This is a genomic window from Wolbachia endosymbiont (group A) of Aleiodes leptofemur (assembly GCF_964028465.1).
GTDB lineage: Bacteria > Pseudomonadota > Alphaproteobacteria > Rickettsiales > Anaplasmataceae > Wolbachia > Wolbachia pipientis.
The window spans coordinates 964419-982262 of sequence record NZ_OZ034782.1 but is presented as its reverse complement, the minus strand read 5'-3'; the positions used below and the strand labels follow the sequence as shown (position 1 = coordinate 982262).

The 17844-nt window shown below is 33.6% G+C and carries 15 protein-coding genes, 2 tRNA genes and 3 pseudogenes; 5 read left to right on the top strand and 15 right to left on the bottom strand.

Annotated features, from left to right (window positions below; genetic code table 11):
• Positions 1–19 precede the first annotated feature (19 nt).
• Positions 20–1699: pseudogene (locus ABWU67_RS05290) on the bottom strand (ComEC/Rec2 family competence protein).
• A gap of 341 nt (positions 1700–2040) precedes the next feature.
• Positions 2041–2508: pseudogene (locus tag ABWU67_RS05285) on the bottom strand (competence protein ComEC); the annotation flags it as partial.
• 62 nt (positions 2509–2570) lie between these two features.
• Between ABWU67_RS05285 and ABWU67_RS05280 the strand changes: the two are divergent.
• A tRNA-Met gene (locus tag ABWU67_RS05280) sits at positions 2571–2647 on the top strand.
• 3 nt (positions 2648–2650) lie between these two features.
• Here the strand turns inward: ABWU67_RS05280 and pdxH are convergent.
• Together pdxH and mutM are read right to left on the bottom strand one after the other, a co-directional pair.
• Positions 2651–3244 (bottom strand): pyridoxamine 5'-phosphate oxidase, encoded by a 594-nt coding sequence (gene pdxH / locus ABWU67_RS05275; RefSeq protein ID WP_022626142.1) that lies wholly within the window; start codon positions 3242–3244, stop codon positions 2651–2653.
• Between the two features lie 16 nt (positions 3245–3260).
• Complete coding sequence (gene mutM, locus ABWU67_RS05270) at positions 3261–4076, bottom strand: bifunctional DNA-formamidopyrimidine glycosylase/DNA-(apurinic or apyrimidinic site) lyase (protein WP_010963068.1); 816 nt, start codon at positions 4074–4076, stop codon at positions 3261–3263.
• 247 nt (positions 4077–4323) lie between these two features.
• Here mutM and ABWU67_RS05265 point away from each other — a divergent pair.
• Positions 4324–4396 (top strand) — tRNA-Thr (locus ABWU67_RS05265).
• A gap of 53 nt (positions 4397–4449) precedes the next feature.
• Here ABWU67_RS05265 and ABWU67_RS05260 read toward each other — a convergent pair.
• The 4 genes from ABWU67_RS05260 to ABWU67_RS05245 all read right to left on the bottom strand — a co-directional run bounded on the left by ABWU67_RS05260 (position 4450) and on the right by ABWU67_RS05245 (position 6943).
• Positions 4450–5976, bottom strand: coding sequence for an acyl-CoA carboxylase subunit beta (locus ABWU67_RS05260; protein WP_353281854.1), 1527 nt, complete (start codon positions 5974–5976; stop codon positions 4450–4452).
• A 107-nt stretch (positions 5977–6083) separates the two neighbouring features.
• Entirely contained in the window at positions 6084–6386 is a 303-nt protein-coding gene (locus tag ABWU67_RS05255) for a hypothetical protein (protein ID WP_231115838.1), read from the bottom strand.
• 24 nt (positions 6387–6410) lie between these two features.
• A complete protein-coding gene (locus ABWU67_RS05250; protein WP_223823154.1) occupies positions 6411–6767 on the bottom strand; it encodes a hypothetical protein in 357 nt (118 codons plus the stop codon).
• A gap of 32 nt (positions 6768–6799) precedes the next feature.
• On the bottom strand, positions 6800–6943 hold the full coding sequence (locus tag ABWU67_RS05245) for a hypothetical protein (RefSeq protein ID WP_007548727.1): 144 nt from the start codon (positions 6941–6943) through the stop codon (positions 6800–6802).
• A 145-nt stretch (positions 6944–7088) separates the two neighbouring features.
• On the opposite strand from ABWU67_RS05245, the pseudogene ABWU67_RS05240 reads away from it, so the two are divergent.
• Positions 7089–8050, top strand: a pseudogene (locus tag ABWU67_RS05240) (transposase); the annotation flags it as partial.
• Positions 8051–8119: 69 nt separating this feature from the next.
• Here ABWU67_RS05240 and ABWU67_RS05235 read toward each other — a convergent pair.
• From ABWU67_RS05235 to ABWU67_RS05205, 7 genes are all read right to left on the bottom strand, one after another.
• Entirely contained in the window at positions 8120–8269 is a 150-nt protein-coding gene (locus ABWU67_RS05235) for a hypothetical protein (RefSeq protein ID WP_353281851.1), read from the bottom strand.
• A 497-nt stretch (positions 8270–8766) separates the two neighbouring features.
• A complete protein-coding gene (locus ABWU67_RS05230) occupies positions 8767–10017 on the bottom strand; it encodes a citrate synthase (protein ID WP_353281849.1) in 1251 nt (416 codons plus the stop codon).
• Positions 10018–10097: 80 nt separating this feature from the next.
• Positions 10098–10367 (bottom strand): 30S ribosomal protein S20, encoded by a 270-nt coding sequence (gene rpsT / locus ABWU67_RS05225; protein ID WP_012673338.1) that lies wholly within the window; start codon positions 10365–10367, stop codon positions 10098–10100.
• A gap of 51 nt (positions 10368–10418) precedes the next feature.
• Positions 10419–11006: a lysophospholipid acyltransferase family protein gene (locus tag ABWU67_RS05220; RefSeq protein ID WP_010081980.1), complete on the bottom strand. Its 588-nt coding sequence runs from the start codon at positions 11004–11006 to the stop codon at positions 10419–10421.
• 193 nt (positions 11007–11199) lie between these two features.
• Positions 11200–12186, bottom strand: a complete 987-nt coding sequence (locus ABWU67_RS05215; protein WP_341821924.1) for a site-specific tyrosine recombinase — start codon at positions 12184–12186, stop codon at positions 11200–11202.
• A 373-nt stretch (positions 12187–12559) separates the two neighbouring features.
• Positions 12560–13195 carry a DnaA ATPase domain-containing protein gene (locus ABWU67_RS05210; protein WP_213863258.1) on the bottom strand — a complete coding sequence of 212 codons (636 nt, stop codon included), beginning with the start codon at positions 13193–13195 and terminating at the stop codon, positions 12560–12562.
• 129 nt (positions 13196–13324) lie between these two features.
• Positions 13325–14389 carry an AI-2E family transporter gene (locus ABWU67_RS05205; protein ID WP_341821923.1) on the bottom strand — a complete coding sequence of 355 codons (1065 nt, stop codon included), beginning with the start codon at positions 14387–14389 and terminating at the stop codon, positions 13325–13327.
• Between the two features lie 263 nt (positions 14390–14652).
• On the opposite strand from ABWU67_RS05205, the gene ispD reads away from it, so the two are divergent.
• Entirely contained in the window at positions 14653–15846 is a 1194-nt protein-coding gene (ispD, locus tag ABWU67_RS05200) for a 2-C-methyl-D-erythritol 4-phosphate cytidylyltransferase (protein WP_341821922.1), read from the top strand.
• Between the two features lie 880 nt (positions 15847–16726).
• Positions 16727–17671 (top strand): IS110 family transposase, encoded by a 945-nt coding sequence (locus tag ABWU67_RS05195; protein WP_265022222.1) that lies wholly within the window; start codon positions 16727–16729, stop codon positions 17669–17671.
• Positions 17672–17844 lie beyond the last annotated feature (173 nt).

Genomic DNA, 17844 nt, shown 5'->3' with positions numbered 1-17844 from the left:
AACCTTAAAATCAAGTTTCTTAATTTTTCAACATGTGCCAAGGCCTATTGGAGCGCACTGTATTAATCTTTACGTAACGATTTGTTAACCAAACAGAATGTGTGCCATACGTTTCTAGATCAGCATGTTTAATAATTTTAGCGTTGCAAGCTGAATAGTCGAATTCACTTAATTGAATTATCAGATCAACACTATTACAGTTTCTCAAGATATCTTCTTTTTTATAAGCAAGCAGTACTGATTTATTATTTCCTTTATTATATATACAGCCATACTTTAGTCTTTTATCTGGATTGCTATATTTTGTATGATTCAAAATTTGGTTCTGTCCGTTTTGCTTTGCCCACGTTTTGATAACAAAATTTCTGCTTTTTCTAGTGAGAGAATATAGTAAGTTATCACTCTCCTTTGCAGCAACATTATCAGCATTTATTAGGATGTCGGGGGTTTTATATGCAGCGCTAAAGCAAATACCTAGTACAATAAAAAAAAATCCCAAAAAACGCCAATTTCTTTCCCACAAGCACAGCCACAATAACCCAAATGTTATTATAATAATTGATGAGGCAGGAAAAGTACGAATGGGAATAACCAAATACTGAAGACTAGCGATAGCGTTTGTTATATACAAAATGCTGTCAATTGGGCGCTCTATAAATGGCGCTATAATCCATTCAATACCTAAAGGAATCAATAAGACATAAATTATTCCAAGTGGAATAATAATTAATGTAACTATTGGTATAGCAACTAAATTTGTGATAATGCCACTAATTGAAAAATAATTAAAATTATATATCGTATACGGAACAGTTGCTAAACTTGCTATTACTGAGCTGATCATTATCGACACAAAATATTTCATTATTTTTATTTTGAATAATTTATTAGCATTAATTTGATAACTGGCAACCAGTGCCAAAACAGCAGAAAATGACATCTGAAAGCCTGGCTTTAAAATTGCTTCAGGTTCTATGATAAGTATCACTGCAGCAGCAAACGCAATTGCTATTAACCCTCGATATTTTCTCTCTATCATTATTGCAACGAGTACTAAAATCACCATAATGTAGGCACGCTGAGCAGAAATTTGCATACCGGTAATCAATAAATAAAACGTGGTTGGCAAGATAGTAAGGAATGCAGATATTTTCTTGGTGTTATACTTAAGAGTCAAAGTTTCAGATATTGCGAATAAATTACGAAACACTACAAAAAACAGACCAGCAACAAATGATAAATGCAAACCAGATATGGCAAACAAATGTGCTATACCTGAATCTCGTATCGCGTCCATAGTTTTTTGATCTATGCCATCTTTTTTACCGATCAGTAATGCAGAGATTATATCCGCATGTGGTTTTTTGATATTTTGCTGCAGGTTTTCATAAATGTATTGACGGAAAGATTCTATATACTCTAGAAATTGCCTTGCTTCAGCCTTTTTGTGTAGGGCTATTTTGCTTGTTGCAAAACCTGTTGCACTTATTTTCTGGTAATATGCTATTCTTGCAAAATCGTATGCATACTCCTAAGGTGCAATCTTTAGAGGGAAGAGTTTTGCTGATAATTTTACTTGATCGCCTATTTTAATGCCTTTTTCCACTTTGGTTCTAACTGATATTCTGATGTTATCTAGAGCTCTATCCGGTGTCATTCCAGCGCGTGACGCTGGAATCCATATCTTTTTTTTCTGGATCCCAGTAGGCTTTGTTGCATCGCTACTTATGAAAGGCTAACTATAATTAGGATTATAAGCAACTTATTGAAAATCTTGTTTTTTTGCAATCAATCTGATCAAATTTAAGAATAGTAATTTGTTATTTATATTAATAAATTTAATTCTATTGAAAATAGCTAAAGCATTGAAATTCTTGAATTTTAGCCAGATTAGTGAGTGGTAGTGAAATTTCTTTTACTCAAATTTAGGTATTCACTGACCGTTCTTGTTATAAATACCAGAATAATAAGCTACTGATATTCTCCACCTTTTTTATCTTTAATCCATCATAGCTAGCGATGCAACAAAGCCATCCCAGTATCAAGTACTGGGATGACAAAAGGGGGCGCTGGGATGACAGGAGAGGATTTTGAGATAGTAGGGGATTTTTCAACAGAAAGCAGAAATTGTTTATATGAGCCCCTGTCGTTAATATCCTTCACTGTGGCAACGATATTTTTTACATACCTCTCTTTATCAAGAATTTGAGTATCAACTAAAGCTGTTCTTAATTTACTGGCTGTAAATCCTATGAGCACTGCAATTAAAGCAATGCATAATATTGCGTACTTTCTGTATAATATTGCAATCAAAATTAGTGTGGGTAAAAGCAAAAGAAAAATAGATATGCAGCTTGGTTCAAAACTTAGGGAAAAATATGTTAAAATTCCTGCACACTGAAGAACAGGAAACCACAGTATCAAGTTATATTGTTCATTGCGCAGATTGTTACGTATATAACTAACTATTATGTCAAGAAAAGTTAATAAGTGTGTCGATATTTGCATGTGGTGAAATTTTATTTTTCTTTTTTCATTATTTGTATATATAATAACTAAATAAGCAACGACGCGGGATGGAGCAGCTCGGTAGCTCGTCAGGCTCATAACCTGAAGGTCGTAGGTTCAAATCCTACTCCCGCAACCATTTTTAAGGATATAGTTGTTCCACTTTCCAATCGCTTCCCTCAACAAGAGTGTATCTAAATCTAATATGCTTCCTATATTCACCTTCTTGCCAAAATTCAATTACTTTTGGGATTACGCAAAATCCCACCCAAAAATCAGGACGAGAAACTTGTGTATTGTGAAATTCTTTTTCCTTCAATTTTATAGCTTGCTCAAAATCTTGCCAATCTTTCAGAATGCTCGATTGTTTTGAGCACCATGCGCTAATTTGACTACCCAGCGCTCGAGAAGAGAAGTATTTGTCAGTTCTTTCATCGTTTAGAAGTTTAACCTCTCCTTCAATTCGCACTTGCCTAGCAAATTCTATCCAATGAAACACTAACGCAGCTTTGGGGTTCTCAGTCAATTCTTTCCCTTTTTTACTGTTTACGTTAGTGAAAAACACAAAACCTTCTTTGCTATATTCCTTTAGTAATACCACTCTTGCAGATGGAATACAGTCTTTGCTACAAGTTGCTAGCGTCATTGCAGTTGGTTGTTCACACGGAGAATTAAGTACTGCTTTGTACCACTTTGAAAACAAATCAAATGGATCTTTTTCAAGTGAAAATATCATATCAAAAAATAAAATCTTAATTCTGGCACGCGTTGCAAAAATAAGTGCTACGGCCATTTTGTCGTATAAGTGTTATGATATTATTGCAAATCTTGCAAGGTTTTTGAACTTTACCATATACGTAAAAGTTATTTTGAAAGTATCCAGCAGATCCAGATGGCTGTGCATAATCTTTCAGTGTTGAACCACCTGCAGCAATTGCATCACTCAGAGTATTTTTTATTTCAGCAGCAAGTTTTTCGCACTCTCTATAGGTCAAGTTTTTTGCTGACCTGAGTGGTGATATACGGGCTCTAAACAAGCTCTCAGAAGCATATATGTTGCCTACGCCAACTATTGATTTATTGTCCATTAACGCTGATTTGATATTCACTTTTTTGTTTTTCAGCAACTCCTGTAAATAGTCTCCACTGAATTCATCCGTGAGGGGCTCTATTCCAAAATCGCTAAAAAAATCCGTTTCTTGTTCTTTATTTAAAACGATAACTAATCCAAATCTTCTTGGGTCATTAAAAATTATTGAAGTATTGTCAGAAAATAAAAATACCACGTGATCATGCTTATTCCGCATTTGATCGTGGTCAGCATATATAAGCTTTCCGCTCATGCCAAGATGTATGATTACAGCCACACTACCATCTGTATTCCAGATGGTATACTTACCTCTACGCTTGATGTTGCGTATGACTTTGCCCTTTAGCATATCATCAATATTTTTTGTTATTGGGGCACGTAAATTCCAATTATTCACTATAACATTACTGATTTGCTTGTTTTTAATTTTATCAAGCAAAAAATTAGAGATTACTTCCACTTCCGGTAGTTCTGGCATGATACCTCCTTCAAAACTTAAGTTTCTGATGGTAATTTTGTCGTTCTCAAATACATTCGAGTATTCTGCGGTGCTTTCTCCTAAAAATTCCTCACCACAAACGAGTTTTGAAAGGGTTCTCTGTCTACTCTGTTGCTGCTTTTTTCTTTTCAAAATATTTTGCTTTAAAGCTTTCGCTAATCTTTTTTTCTCCTCTTCTTTTTCCTTATTCTTTTTTGTGTTATTCATTATCATAATATATAAACTTGCCGTTGTAGCTCAGGTGGTAGAGTACGTCATTGGTAATGACGAGGTCCCAAGTTCGAATCTTGGTAACGGCACACTGATTATACTTATAATATTGCATAACTTGTAAGCAAGGCTTAGAAGAAAGTTACAGAGGTAAGTTGTCATGCTTTTTCCATATCCTTTCTACCTTCTTGTTTTTGAGTAGCTCTAATGCTTTACAAAAGTGATACCTTGTTTTACTTGGCACTATAATGTCATCAATGTATCCATATGATGCAGCAAAAAATGGGTTAGCAAATTTTTCTTTATATTCTTTAATTAACGTTTGCTGATCTTTTTCGTGTCGAAATATAATCTCAACTGCACTTTCAGGGCCCATCACAGCTATTTCAGCAGTTGGCCAGGCATAATTTATATCACCTTTTAGATGTTTCGAATTCATAACAATGTATGCACCACCATACGCTTTTCTAGTGATAAGGCTAATTTTCGGCACGGTCGCTTCAGCGTAAGCGTAAAGCAGTTTCGCTCCGTGTTGTATTATATTATTGTATTCTTGATTTGTACCCGGCAAAAATCCTGGAACATCAATAAGTGTGATGATCGGAATGTTAAATGCGTCACAAAACCTTACAAACCTCGCAGCTTTTCTTGAAGAATCAATATCCAAACATCCTGCAAGGTGCATAGGTTGATTTGCAACAATACCGACAGTATTTCCTCCAATTCTACCAAAACCAGTTATGATATTACGAGCAAAATCAGGTTTCAGTTCAAAGAAATTCCTTTCATCACAAACTTTTTCAATGAGTTCATACATATCATAAGGAGTATTAGGATTGGTAGGAATTAGAGTGTTTAAGGATTCATCAATGTCGTCAACATCATTACAGATTGGTGCAGATTTTGGTGATTCTTGATTATTTGCTGGTAAGAAAGTAAAGAATTCACGCATTTTTAGCAGCATTTCAACATCATTATTGAATGCAAAATCCGCTACTCCTGTTTTGCTTGTATGAATTTTTGCTCCACCGAGGTCTTCGAAACTTACATCTTCGTAGGTAACCTTTTTTACTACATCTGGCCCGGTTATAAACATATATGAACTGTTTTTCACCATGAAAGTAAAGTCAGTTAATGCTGGGGAATAAACTGCACCTCCTGCACATGGGCCCATAATTAAAGAAATTTGTGGTATAACACCCGATGCACTTACGTTTCTTTGAAAAATTTCTCCATAACCAGCAAGAGAATTTACTCCTTCCTGAATTCTGGCTCCACCAGAATCATTTAGTCCGATAATTGGAACTCTGGCATTAATTGCCATATCCATAATTTTGCATATTTTTTTTGCATGTGACGCACCAAGTGAACCACCAAAGACAGTAAAATCCTGAGAATAAACAAAAACTTTTCTGCCATAAATAGTACCATGACCAATCACTACCCCATCACCTAAAAAATTAGCATTTTGCATGCCAAAATCATTTGCATGATGTTTTACGAATTTATCGTATTCTGCAAAAGAACTTTCATCGAGCAATATACTGAGCCTTTCTCTAGCAGTTAATTTCCCTTTTTCATGTTGTTTGGTAATCCTGTCAGAACCGCCTCCTTTTTCAGCTTCTAGTGCTTTGGTTTTTAGATTTTCTAGTATTTTAAAGTCTTGCATACAATAAAGTAGTTTTCAAATTAGTTGTAGACTTTATTAAGTTTACAAACCCTACTAACTATACACATACACTATTGCTATATGCAACAATGTATGTATGATAATTGTTAATGCTCTGGTGATTCATGGTCACTACTTTGAAAATGTTGCGATGTGTCAACACTTTTCATATTAGAAAGAGGTGGACTAACTGCACTGCTTTTCGTTTGTGCAAAACTTTTAGCAGCTTCAACAACCTTGCTTATACGAGGTTCTTTTTCTAGCTCTTTTAGGTACTTTGAGAAGATTTCACAACTTTTGTCATCCATATGTACCATTATTTTACCAAAACTTTCAGCTTTTTCAGAAGATAAAATCATTTCGATCTTTTCATCGCCTACCCTAAAGGTCATTTTTACTTTGCCTTGCATATCATGATATTGCCAGCTTTTTATTCAGATTAGATTATCTCCTTCTCCTATTCGCAATGCACCATATTCTAAGTCCTTAAATTCCGGGGAGTTCATAAATTTTGCAGGAGTGATCACACTTTTTTCTGGACACTGTACATAATAAAATTTATTATCTCTTTCTACTACAATTCCTTTTTTTTTGTCATTTTCAATACTATCACTTACAATTTGTTTTAGACGTGACAAATATTCGCCGCGTTCTTTCAGTATATCTTCTGGCAATAATCTCCGAACTTCTTGGCTCACATCAGTGCCTGTTGAAACTAGATTAAACATTTCTAACATAAGAGGCCGTAGTTTTTCTTTTCCAGTCTCAGTAACATTTTTATCTTGCTCCATGAGGTGGTATAAGATCAGTATCGAATAATCTATTATTGATGACTTTTTTCTCCTTGGAATACATCAACACTAAACATGACCTTGTGCTTTTTTGCATCGTCTATAGATTTTTGAAGTCTCTTTGCTATGTTTTCGATAGCTTCATCATTAGGTAAGTGTTCAGGCAATGGCATCAACTTAAGGAAAAATATCAGCGATAGTGTATAAAATTTCTCTCTAAATTTTTTATCATTAAATTATCCAAAGAGTGCAAGGGACAGCACTTTTGTTTCTATTTTATTGCAACAAAAAAGTTTAAAATGTGTCTTTTTTAGGTGAGGCATGCAAAAAGGAAAAGATCTTATCTTACAAATTAAAAATGCAATATACTCGAAAACTTTTCAGAAAATCCATTGTGTTGAGTTTTACACGAACAAGAAAACTTCCTTTTTCGACAGTATTTTCTATGATTTTAAAGTTAGTTAAAAAAAGTTTGGGAATAGAATGTGAACTTATGGAGCCATTGACATGTACCCTCAAAGCAAGCTTTTTCTAAAGCAAGATATAAGATTTGCCATACAGGCTTTCAAGAATTTAAGCATCCAAACAGCCTATCAGGATGAACCTGAGTTGGAGAGGCTATAGACTTATTGCAGCAGATGGTTCTGGTATGAGATTACCCAGCTCTGGGGAAATTGTATCCGAGTTTGAACCAAATGGAACAACAGGCACCATTGGCAATTTGTTTGTTGATTTGTGTACTTCATTGATTTGCAGTGCTCGTCTTGCAGCTTGGAATATAGGTGAACAAACGTTGGCGGCAGAGCAATTACCCGAAGTTATCACTCAAATGCGTTTATTAAATCAAGAGAAATTATTATTTATCTATGATCGTCTTCAGTAAAATTCATTCAGCAGCATTATAATTTGGAAGTAGATTTTATTTTTCGCTTGCAAAAAAGAAATTATAGTAAGCTATGGGAACGCTGGCGAATTAGATTTTGATTTTATATTAGAAAATGAAAAGCTAAAAAATAAAATGAAAGGACAGAAAGTAAGAGTTATAGTGCTGACATTAGCCAACTGAGAAACAGAGTTTTTGACCGAGACTTTGGAGCAAAGCTTATGTGTTAAGGTGGCACATAGAGGAGTGCTATAAACGACTCAAAGTAGGAGCAGAGTTAGAGAATTTTTCTGGAGAGGCTGTATTACAAGAATTTTGGGCAAACTTGGTCATGTGCAATATATTATCGCTTCATATGTGTGATGCACAAGGGCCTTGGAACCCAGATCAAATTACTGATACCAATTCCCACTGCACAATAAACGGATAGATAACAATGGAAAAAAAGCCATACTATTGCCTTTCTTTCTCACTCCACAATTATAGCCTTTCTTATAATAGTCCGAATGCGATAAGATATGTGTTTATGGCTATAGCAGGCCAGTAGCATATTACGGTCTGTTCGGATTATTGTAAAAAGAGCTATAAATAACTCTACAATATCGCTTATTTGATTCACTAATAATGAGAATTGGTATGAGTATCGTTTAAATTTTTCAGTTTTATTTGGTGTAATGAGGCAGAAACTCTATCAGGTATAGCTCTTTTTACAATAATCCGAACAGACCGTAATATGCTACTGGCCTGCTATAGCCATAAACACATATCTTATCGCATTCGGACTATTATAAGAAAGGCTATACTTATTGCGCCAAAAAACTTTCAAGCCCTTTTTAAGTATACGCGCTAAAGTTAAAATCCGACCGGGACAGCCGCAATAAAGTAGATAAGCCTAAACGCCATCATGTCTTTAGGAGAGTTTGCTAATGAAAGTTCTTAAGTTGACGCCATTGGCTGAACGGATACGGAATGACACCATCCTTTTTTCTGGATTCCAGACTGGAATGACACCTCTGGACACTTCCGTCGTAAAGGAACCAGTGTCAGCTACTCGGATGACACCTTTTTTCTACTTAGTTTGGGTTATGCAAGAAGTCTAATGAAGTGAAAATAAATTTATTTACCAAAATAGAGTTGCCTTGGTCTACAGATCTTAGTTTCTTTATCATTTATCATTTCATACCACTGAGTAACCCAACCAGTGGTTCTTGCAAGTGCAAAAATAGGCGTGAACATATTTGAGGGGATATCAATAGCATTCATTATTATACCTGAGTAAAAATCAACATTTGGATATAACTTACGCACGATAAAATATTCATCCTTTAAAGCTATTTCTTCAAGTTTTTTTGCAATTTTAAGCAGTTCATTATTTTGTTCTAGTTTACTTAGAACCTCATGGCAAGCGCCTTCCAATATACGCGCGCGCGGATCATAATTTTTATAAACACGATGTCCAAATCCCATCAATTTAAATGGATCTTTATCATCTTTAGCTTTTTCGATGAATTTATCTATATCTCCACTTTGCTCTATCTCTTTTAGCATATTTATAACTGCCTCATTAGCTCCACCATGTGCTGGTCCCCAAAGTGTAGCAACTCCTGCAGAGAGGCTTGCAAACAGATTAGAACCAGCCGATCCCACCAATCTGACAGCCGCCGTAGAAGCATTCTGTTCATGATCAGCATGGAGAGTAAATATTTTATCCAGAGCTTTTGCAAAAAGGGCGCTTTTATCATTATCAACAGCATCGCCAAATATCATCTTTAAGAAATTTTCACTGTAACTTAATTCATTGTTAGCATTTATGAATTCCTGATTGTTGATATGCCTATAAATCATTGCAATAATTGTGGAAACTTGCGCTATTGCAGAAATTCCAAAATCTAGGTCTTCACCATTGACATTGTTGCCATGCTTTTCATGATAAGATGCTGACAAACTTGCAAAACATGCAACTAAGATTGACATAGGGTGAGCAGTTTTTGGAAATGCTTTAATTACATTTGTAACTTGCTCTGATACTTTGGATGATTCTTGTATTTTGAGAAGAAATTTTTTGTGTTGCTCTGAACTGGGTAATTCACCATAGAGCAATAAATAAATCACAGCAGTAAAATTATTATTCTCTGCCAAATCAGCTATATTATGTCCCCTATATTTAAGAACTCCTTCATCTCCATCAATGAATGTAATTGTAGAAGAGCATGAAGCTGTAGAAACAAACCCTGGATCGTAAGTGAATAATCCTGTCATCTTATATAAATCATTGATATTTAACACATCAGGACCTGTTGTTCCGCTTAATACAGGTAGCTCGATTTTTAATCCATTACTTAGTTCTAATAGCACTTTTTTATCCATCACTTAAGCTACTTAAATTTTATACAGAATATACAAACTGAGGAGTATATATTAATACAGTTAACTTTACATTAACCGTATTAAGCGGTCATCAATGCTTTTACTTTTGCATTTAAGCGACTTATTTTACGCGCAGCAGTATTCCTATGAATAACACCTTTATTCACACACTTGTGTAAATTAGATTCAGCATTCCGAAATGCCAGAACAACATTTTCTTTGTCGCCAGACTTGATTATATCAACCAATTTTCTAATAGAGGTGCGAGTTTTACTTTTCCGCATCTTATTTATTAAAGTGCGCTTTGCTATTACCTTTATCATTTTTTTAGCACTCTTATGATTTGCCATGTATTAATACCTAAAATACTGTACTTTTCTTTTAATTATAAAGTTTTTTTGTTAATTTGCAATATCAGTTTTTCCTATGGTTAATCTACTGCTTCTCTCTTCAATAATTTTTTCTAAACTTTGCAAGAATTCATTTTTGTTTAACCCAGGATATATTGGGGGCAATATTTCTATTACTGCCTTTCCGGGATTCTTTCTCAGAGAAAGTATGCTTTTTGGCCAAAACAAACCAGTATTTAAAGCAACCGGTAACACAGGAACAGATAATACGCTATATAAAGCAGCAATACCTGGTTGATATTTTATATTTTGGTTTATAGTTGTTCTTGTACCTTCAGGAAATATTATTATGCTTCTATTTTCTTTTATACGCATTTTTGCTAGTTTGATTATATGGCGTATAGAACTGATACCATCTGAACGGTTAATAAAAATCATTTTCAGCGCTATAAGATGCAAACCAATGAATGGAATCCATTTCAATTCACGTTTTAAAATAAAAACCGCTTTTCTAAATAGTAGTATAAAAATAAATGTTTCAAATGGAGATTGGTGTTTAGATGCAATGATAAAAGGTTGCTTAGGGATGTTTTCCATTCCCCTCACTTCATATTTAATGCCACATAATAAACGCAGCATGAATAATACAACTCTCACCGAACAGACGAGGAAAATGGTTATTACACACTCAGAAAAGAAAATTACAGGGAGAGTAATGAAAGTATAGAATACCTCCCATAATATAAGAAAGAAATTAAACAATAAACTTGAAATCACAAACTCACATAAATTTATTTAAATTTAACTTTATTACAAATTAAAAACAATAAATTTAATTATTGATCATCTGAGTAATAGGATGCGAATCAGCTAATTTGTCCTTTAACTTTTCGTTAGCAATATGAGTATATATTTGTGTTGTAGAAAGGTTAGTATGGCCAAGAACTTTCTGTATCAACACAATATTTGCTCCGCTATTTAGTAGATGGGTAGCAAAAGAATGCCTAATCACGTGTGGAAAGATCTTATTTTCATCAATATTGCATTTTCTTGCCAACTCCTTCATTAATTGACCGACCCTCTGCCTTGTAATTGGTTTATTAGGTTTATCACCTGGGAATAGCCAATCGGATTCCTTTTCTTTAGAGATCAGATTATCACGAACTGATAAATAATTTCTAAGGCTCTGCAATGCTTGTTCATTAAAAAGAATTTGCCTCTCTCTACCACTTTTTCCTTTTATTATTATATAGCATTCTTTGTTATTACTGTTTATTAAATGTGACACTTCACATAATTTCATACTAATTAGTTCAGAAACACGCATTCCAGAAGAGTAAAGGATATCTAAAATCGCACATAGCCTTTTACTGCTTATCTCTTTATTCGATTCGCTTGCTGATTTTCTCACTGTGTCCATTAGCAAAAATATTTCTTCGACACTTAAATACTTAGGCAAAGGACGAGAAACTTTTGGATTCTTTAATTCAGCATCATTAGCCGGCGCTGGATTAAAATCTATTATTCCGTCATTAAATAGACACTTGTAAAAATTTTTCATAGCGGATATTTTTCTTGATGTAGAGCTACTTTTATATTTTTTTTGTGTACATAAAGATTTCACATAATCTTTAATATTGGTTTTGTTTACACCAACCAAGGTAGTGCCGCTTTCCAATAAAAATTCTTCAAACTGGTGTAAATCCGAACGATAACTTTCCAGAGTATTTTGTGCAGCGGACCTCTCTGAAGCTAAAGCATCTATGTAATATGTTATGTAAAGATTTTCTTTTTTATTTTGCGACTGTTTATTTTTCATTATCAGTTCCTATATTTATTTCTTTGGCTATAATGTGATTAGAAGTGTTCCCTGTGTTTCTTATGAGAAAATATGAGACAAATAAAGCATTTATCAATAGAGTGAACATCACAAACTTTTGCTTTAACCTTTTTCTTAAATTTAATCTTACTCTTATCATAGTTAAATTATAACGTTAAATCTATAAAAAACACCTTATAAAGTGAGCTCTACTATAAATATAGAATACTTCTTAGCTGTATCTATCTATATTTATTATAACATAACATTTATTATAATTCTAACATAGACAGGTGGAGATTTCAATTACGTAAGTGTTATGGGTGTTAATAAATTTTTAATATACACAATGAGTATTTTACAAAAGAAGAAATCAAATGGCATCTTTTTTTAATAAAGTGCTAATAAAAGGAACGGTCACATTTGACCCTATAGATTCATTATCTATCTTTTCTATAATTTTATCAATGCTATAGAAAGAACGTTCTATTCTTGCTAAAATATAATTAATCACTTTTAAATCAATTTTTAACTGTTTATCTGAAAATCGTTTTATTAGCATAATTCTTAATAATTCCTCGCTTGCAGGCAAAATTTTTACGCTGATAGTTGATAATATTCGAGAACTTAAATCTCTTAATTTGAAGTTAAGCTTTTTTGGTGAAATTGAAGAAGTGATTAGCAGCCTCTTGTCGTTTTCTTTCATGTAATTGTAACAATGTAATAACATTGCTTCATCTTTAATGTTTTGTACGTCTTCTAAAATAAAAGCATCGCTATACCTAATCTCGCTTACGAAGTTATTCACATTGATAAAGATTGCATCGTTTATTGATTGCCAAATATGAGCAAGATGAGTTTTACCGGAGCTTTTAGGTCCAAAAAGAATCAGACATTTCCAAGATAAATCATTAACTACCGAATTATATACGTGCTTATTTTCATCTAAGATGATGTAATTTTGCCGACTATAATCAGCTCGATTATTGTCAAATAAATTTAATTGCACGTTAAGCCTCTTACGTAACCTCTTTCTGGTAGTAATTTTTGCGCAAAAATTTACTTACGCTCCTCAAATGTGTCAGGTATTCTGGGCTCATTTCTCCTCTTACCATAAATTGATTATGCAAAAGGTCTGTTAGCCGTTTTTATAAAGCTCACTTTTAAAATATTTATTGATTGCATATTCTACTGATACATTGAACATTGCTATTATTGGAATAAAAAGTAATATACCTGTAAATCCAAAATATGAAGCGCATATAGTAATTCCCAGAATAATTACAGTTGGATGTATATGAACTTTTTTTCCTATTAATAAAGGAACTAATATGTTTGAATCTATTAATTGTCCAACACCAAATAATAGCAAAACGGCAGCACTTTCAAACCATCCACTAAATTGAGTGATAGCGCTCAAAAACCCAATAATGGTATATAATAATGGCCCTACGTAAGGTATGAACGTTAACATTCCTGATAAAATTCCAATAACAATAGAGTGTTCCAATCCGATTATGCTCAGGCTCACAGAGTAAAAGACCATCATGACAATACATACATTTACCTGCCCCTTTAGATAATTAGATATAATGAAATCCACTTTGGAAAAATAATCTGCAATTTTTCCTCTGTAAGGAATAGGGATTAATTTATTAGCTTTTTCTATAATTAAAGGCCAATCACGTAATATATAGAAAAACACTACAGGAGTAATCACCATTAATGATACCGTGTTAAAGCTTGAACTTAACACTTGGATTATAAAGTTACTAGCAATATCAAGAGCATTCATGAAATAAGATACATAGTTGCTGTAATTTTCTGCTAGATTTTTAGATAAATGATCAAATAAGCTATCCTCGATTTTCATATTAAGAAATTCTAATACAGAGGGGATTACTTTAAACTTTAATGAAGGCACTTTACTCACTAAGAAATTTAATATTGAAGTAATTTGAACATATATAATAGGTAAAACAAATGTTATGACTAGTATAAAAGCTATTAATAAAATAAGTATTATAAAAATTACAGAACATGAACGTGGTATTCTATACTTTTCAAACTTGACTACTAGCGGATTAAACAAATATGCAATAATAATAGATATTAAACATGGAAAAATCATAGGACGCATCAGGAATAACATCCCTATTATAAAAAGCAGTATGAAACAAATAGTTATATGACGTTTTTGCATGTGTTTAGCATAGCTAATTTACTGAAAAATATGCAATTTATTTTTCCTATGTTGAAAGTATTTTACGATTTGTAATACTATCATTTTTTACTAAAATTTAGTTGTTTAATCCGCAGGCAAAGATAGATTTTGAGCTCTCTAAATATCTCTTTTGCTATTATAATTATGCTAGTTAATAGGGGAAGTAACTTTTATATGATGTCAGAAATTTTATTTTTCGGAAAGAATCTTGGATAGAGAGGAAAGCTTCTACAAAAAGAAATATGTGCGCTAAGAAATACAAAATAGCAGCATTAATAGTTGCAGCGGGAGTAGGCAGTAGATGCAATTCTACGATTCCTAAGCAATATATAAAACTGGCAGGTAAATCTGTTTTATTTCATACAATTAAAAGATTTCTGGCTAACCAATATATAGATTACATAAGAATAGCAATTAATAGAGACCATGAAAGTTTCTATGAGAAAGCTATATCACTAATTACAGACACTAAATTACTAAGCCCTGTATACGGAGGAGAAAACAGGCAAAGTTCAGTTAAACTAGGGCTTGAAAGCTTACAAAAAATTAACCCAGATTTTGTAGTTATACACGATGCTTGTAGGCCTTTTGTGTCAGATGTTCTGATAGATAACTTGGTTGAATCTATGATTAATGATCAATATACAGGAGTAGTTCCAGCAATAGAAGTTGAAGACACTATGTCATTGGTGAGTAATAGTTTTATTGAATCTACGATTTCAAGAGGAAAGCTCAGAGCCATACAAACCCCTCAAATTTTTAATTTCAAAGAATTATTATCATGCCATCAATCAGTCAAAGAATTTACTGACGATTCATCACTAATGGTAGAGCACAAAAAACATGTTGCGATTATTAAAGGTGAGAAAAGCAATTTTAAGTTAACCACAAAAGAGGATATCAATATGGCAAAGCTTCTTTTTGAAGAGCCAAAATTTCGTGTCGGAGCCGGTTATGATATACATAAGTTCATTAAAGTTCAAAATGGTGCTGAAAGCTTTATAAAAATTTGCGGTGTGAAAATTGAACACAACATGGCAATAGAAGCGCACTCTGATGGTGATGTTGCAATACATGCAATCGTTGATGCAATACTCGGAGCACTGGGATGTGGCGACATAGGAGAGCACTTTCCTCCTAGTTCCTCTGAATGGAAAGATTGCAATTCATCTCACTTTCTTGACTTTGCTGCTAAAAAAGCAAAAGAAAAAGGGTACAGCGTGTCTAATTTAGATATTACTATAGTTTGTGAAGAGCCTCAAATATCGCCTTACAAAGTAGAAATGAAGAAATTCATATCAAAAGCATTAGAAATTGATGATGAATTTGTAAATATCAAAGCAACCACTGCAGAGAAATTAGGTTATATTGGAAGAAATGAAGGAATAGCAGTGCATGCTTCTGTGTTATTGCATACAAACTTTTATTGGAAATAGAAACGAAAAAACTTACTTGACATCCTTCGCCAGCCCCCTTATCATGAAACTGAAGCTATTTATTTATCTTCTCTGTACAGATTAAATGACAAAAAAACTCACGTATCTGGCGTCCCATGTTTAATTTTTTGCACTATGTGCACCTTATGTCTTTATAAAATTTCTAGGTTTTTACCTAATATAAGCTGAAATGCGCTTATAAAGCATTTAAAACATCAAAAAACGCCGATTTAAAAAATGGATAGTGAATAACTAGCTACCCTAGGGTTTCTTTTGCCTTTTTTTCTGTTTAGTAAATTTCTTAATGTTTATAATTTAGATTAGTTGCGGCTTAAAAGCAACTAAATCGCGGTTATTAAGCGTTTAGAATAAAAAAACGCCATACTTGAAAGTATAATGTAAATAATTAGCCAACCACGGGGCTTCTTTTGCCTTTTTTTTCGTTTGGTAAACTTCTTAAACATTTATGGCTAAACGACAACCGTCATCCCGCTACGTGTTAGCGGGATCTAGAGATACCGCGGCGGCATGACGTAGGACTGCTGTCATTCAAGTAGCTGACGCTGGTTTCCATCCAAGGGGGTGTCATCCCAGTGCCCAGACACTGGGATCCAGAAAAGTTTGCTTGTAAGCAAGCAAACTAGCATAGAAAGTTGTAAGTTAAAAATGTGATATAAAAGAGATAAGAGGGAAAGATAACCCTACTCACTATAGGAATAGGGCTATCACGGGCGTGTGCGACCGAATGAAAGTTGGTATTACAACCGTAGCCATCAAGGTAAACTAGCCCCATCTCTCGATACGTTTGAATAGTTGCATGGGACATATGTATGCACCCGTTTACAATCTTAAATTAATTAAACTATCGAGGTTATTTATTATGATTACATCTTATCAAAATTTCATTGGCATTGATATCGGAAAATTTAAAAATGTTGCTGCAGCTTATAACCAAAGGAGCGCTATCAAGTTTGACAATGATGCTACTGGTTGGCAACAGTTGTTTCAAAAATTTTCAGATATCCTACCTAATTCTCTAGTAACTTTAGAAAACACTGGAAAATATGAGCTTGGCTTAGCACATTTTCTTGTTGATAAGAATGTTGCTGTACATCGAGCTAATACTCGTAAAGTAAAAAGTTTTATCATATCACATGGAACTTTAGCAAAGACAGATCAATCAGATGCAAGAGCCCTTGCTCAATATGGTTTTGAACGCTATAGTGCTCTATCTCTATTTGTGCCTATGTCAAAAGAACAAACCGCCTTAGTTGCACTCTGTCAACGTCGTGATGACATTACGCAAATGAGAACTCAAGAGAAATGTAGGCTTGCAGCACCTGAAAACGACTATATAAAGGAAAGTTGCCAAAAAACAATAGACTTTTTTACCAGTCAGATAAATGAGTTCAACGATGCCATACAAAGAATTATTGATAAAAATCCAGAGTTACAAAAGCGTCAAAAAATCTTGAGAACAGTGCCAGGAATAGGTCTCAAGTTATCACAAGTTTTTGTGTGTCTAATGCCAGAACTTGGCCACCTAAACAAAAAAGAAGTTGCAAGTCTTGCTGGAGTTGCTCCACATCCAAAAGAAAGCGGTAAAACTATTGGTTACCGAAGGATAACAGGTGGTAGAAGCAATGTTCGTGCAAAGCTTTTCACAGCTGCTATGGCTGCTGCAAGATCTAAATCTGCACTTGGTGCTTTTTATTCTGATCTTATTGGTAGAGGTAAAAAGAAGATGGTAGCTATAACAGCTCTAATGCGAAAAATCATAGTAATTGCCAATGCAAGACTTAAAGAAGCAATTAATATGAAATAAAAAAAAATCTGCATAGAAAATAGGTTAACGGATATGTGCGTCTACACACATTTAAAGCACATATTCGTTAACCATAAAATCTAAGCAGTGGTTGCTGTTTGATATAAATTTCTTTCTGTATAAACTAGGATCTTTGTTACCAAAATACATTTTTCAATTGAATAAAAATACAA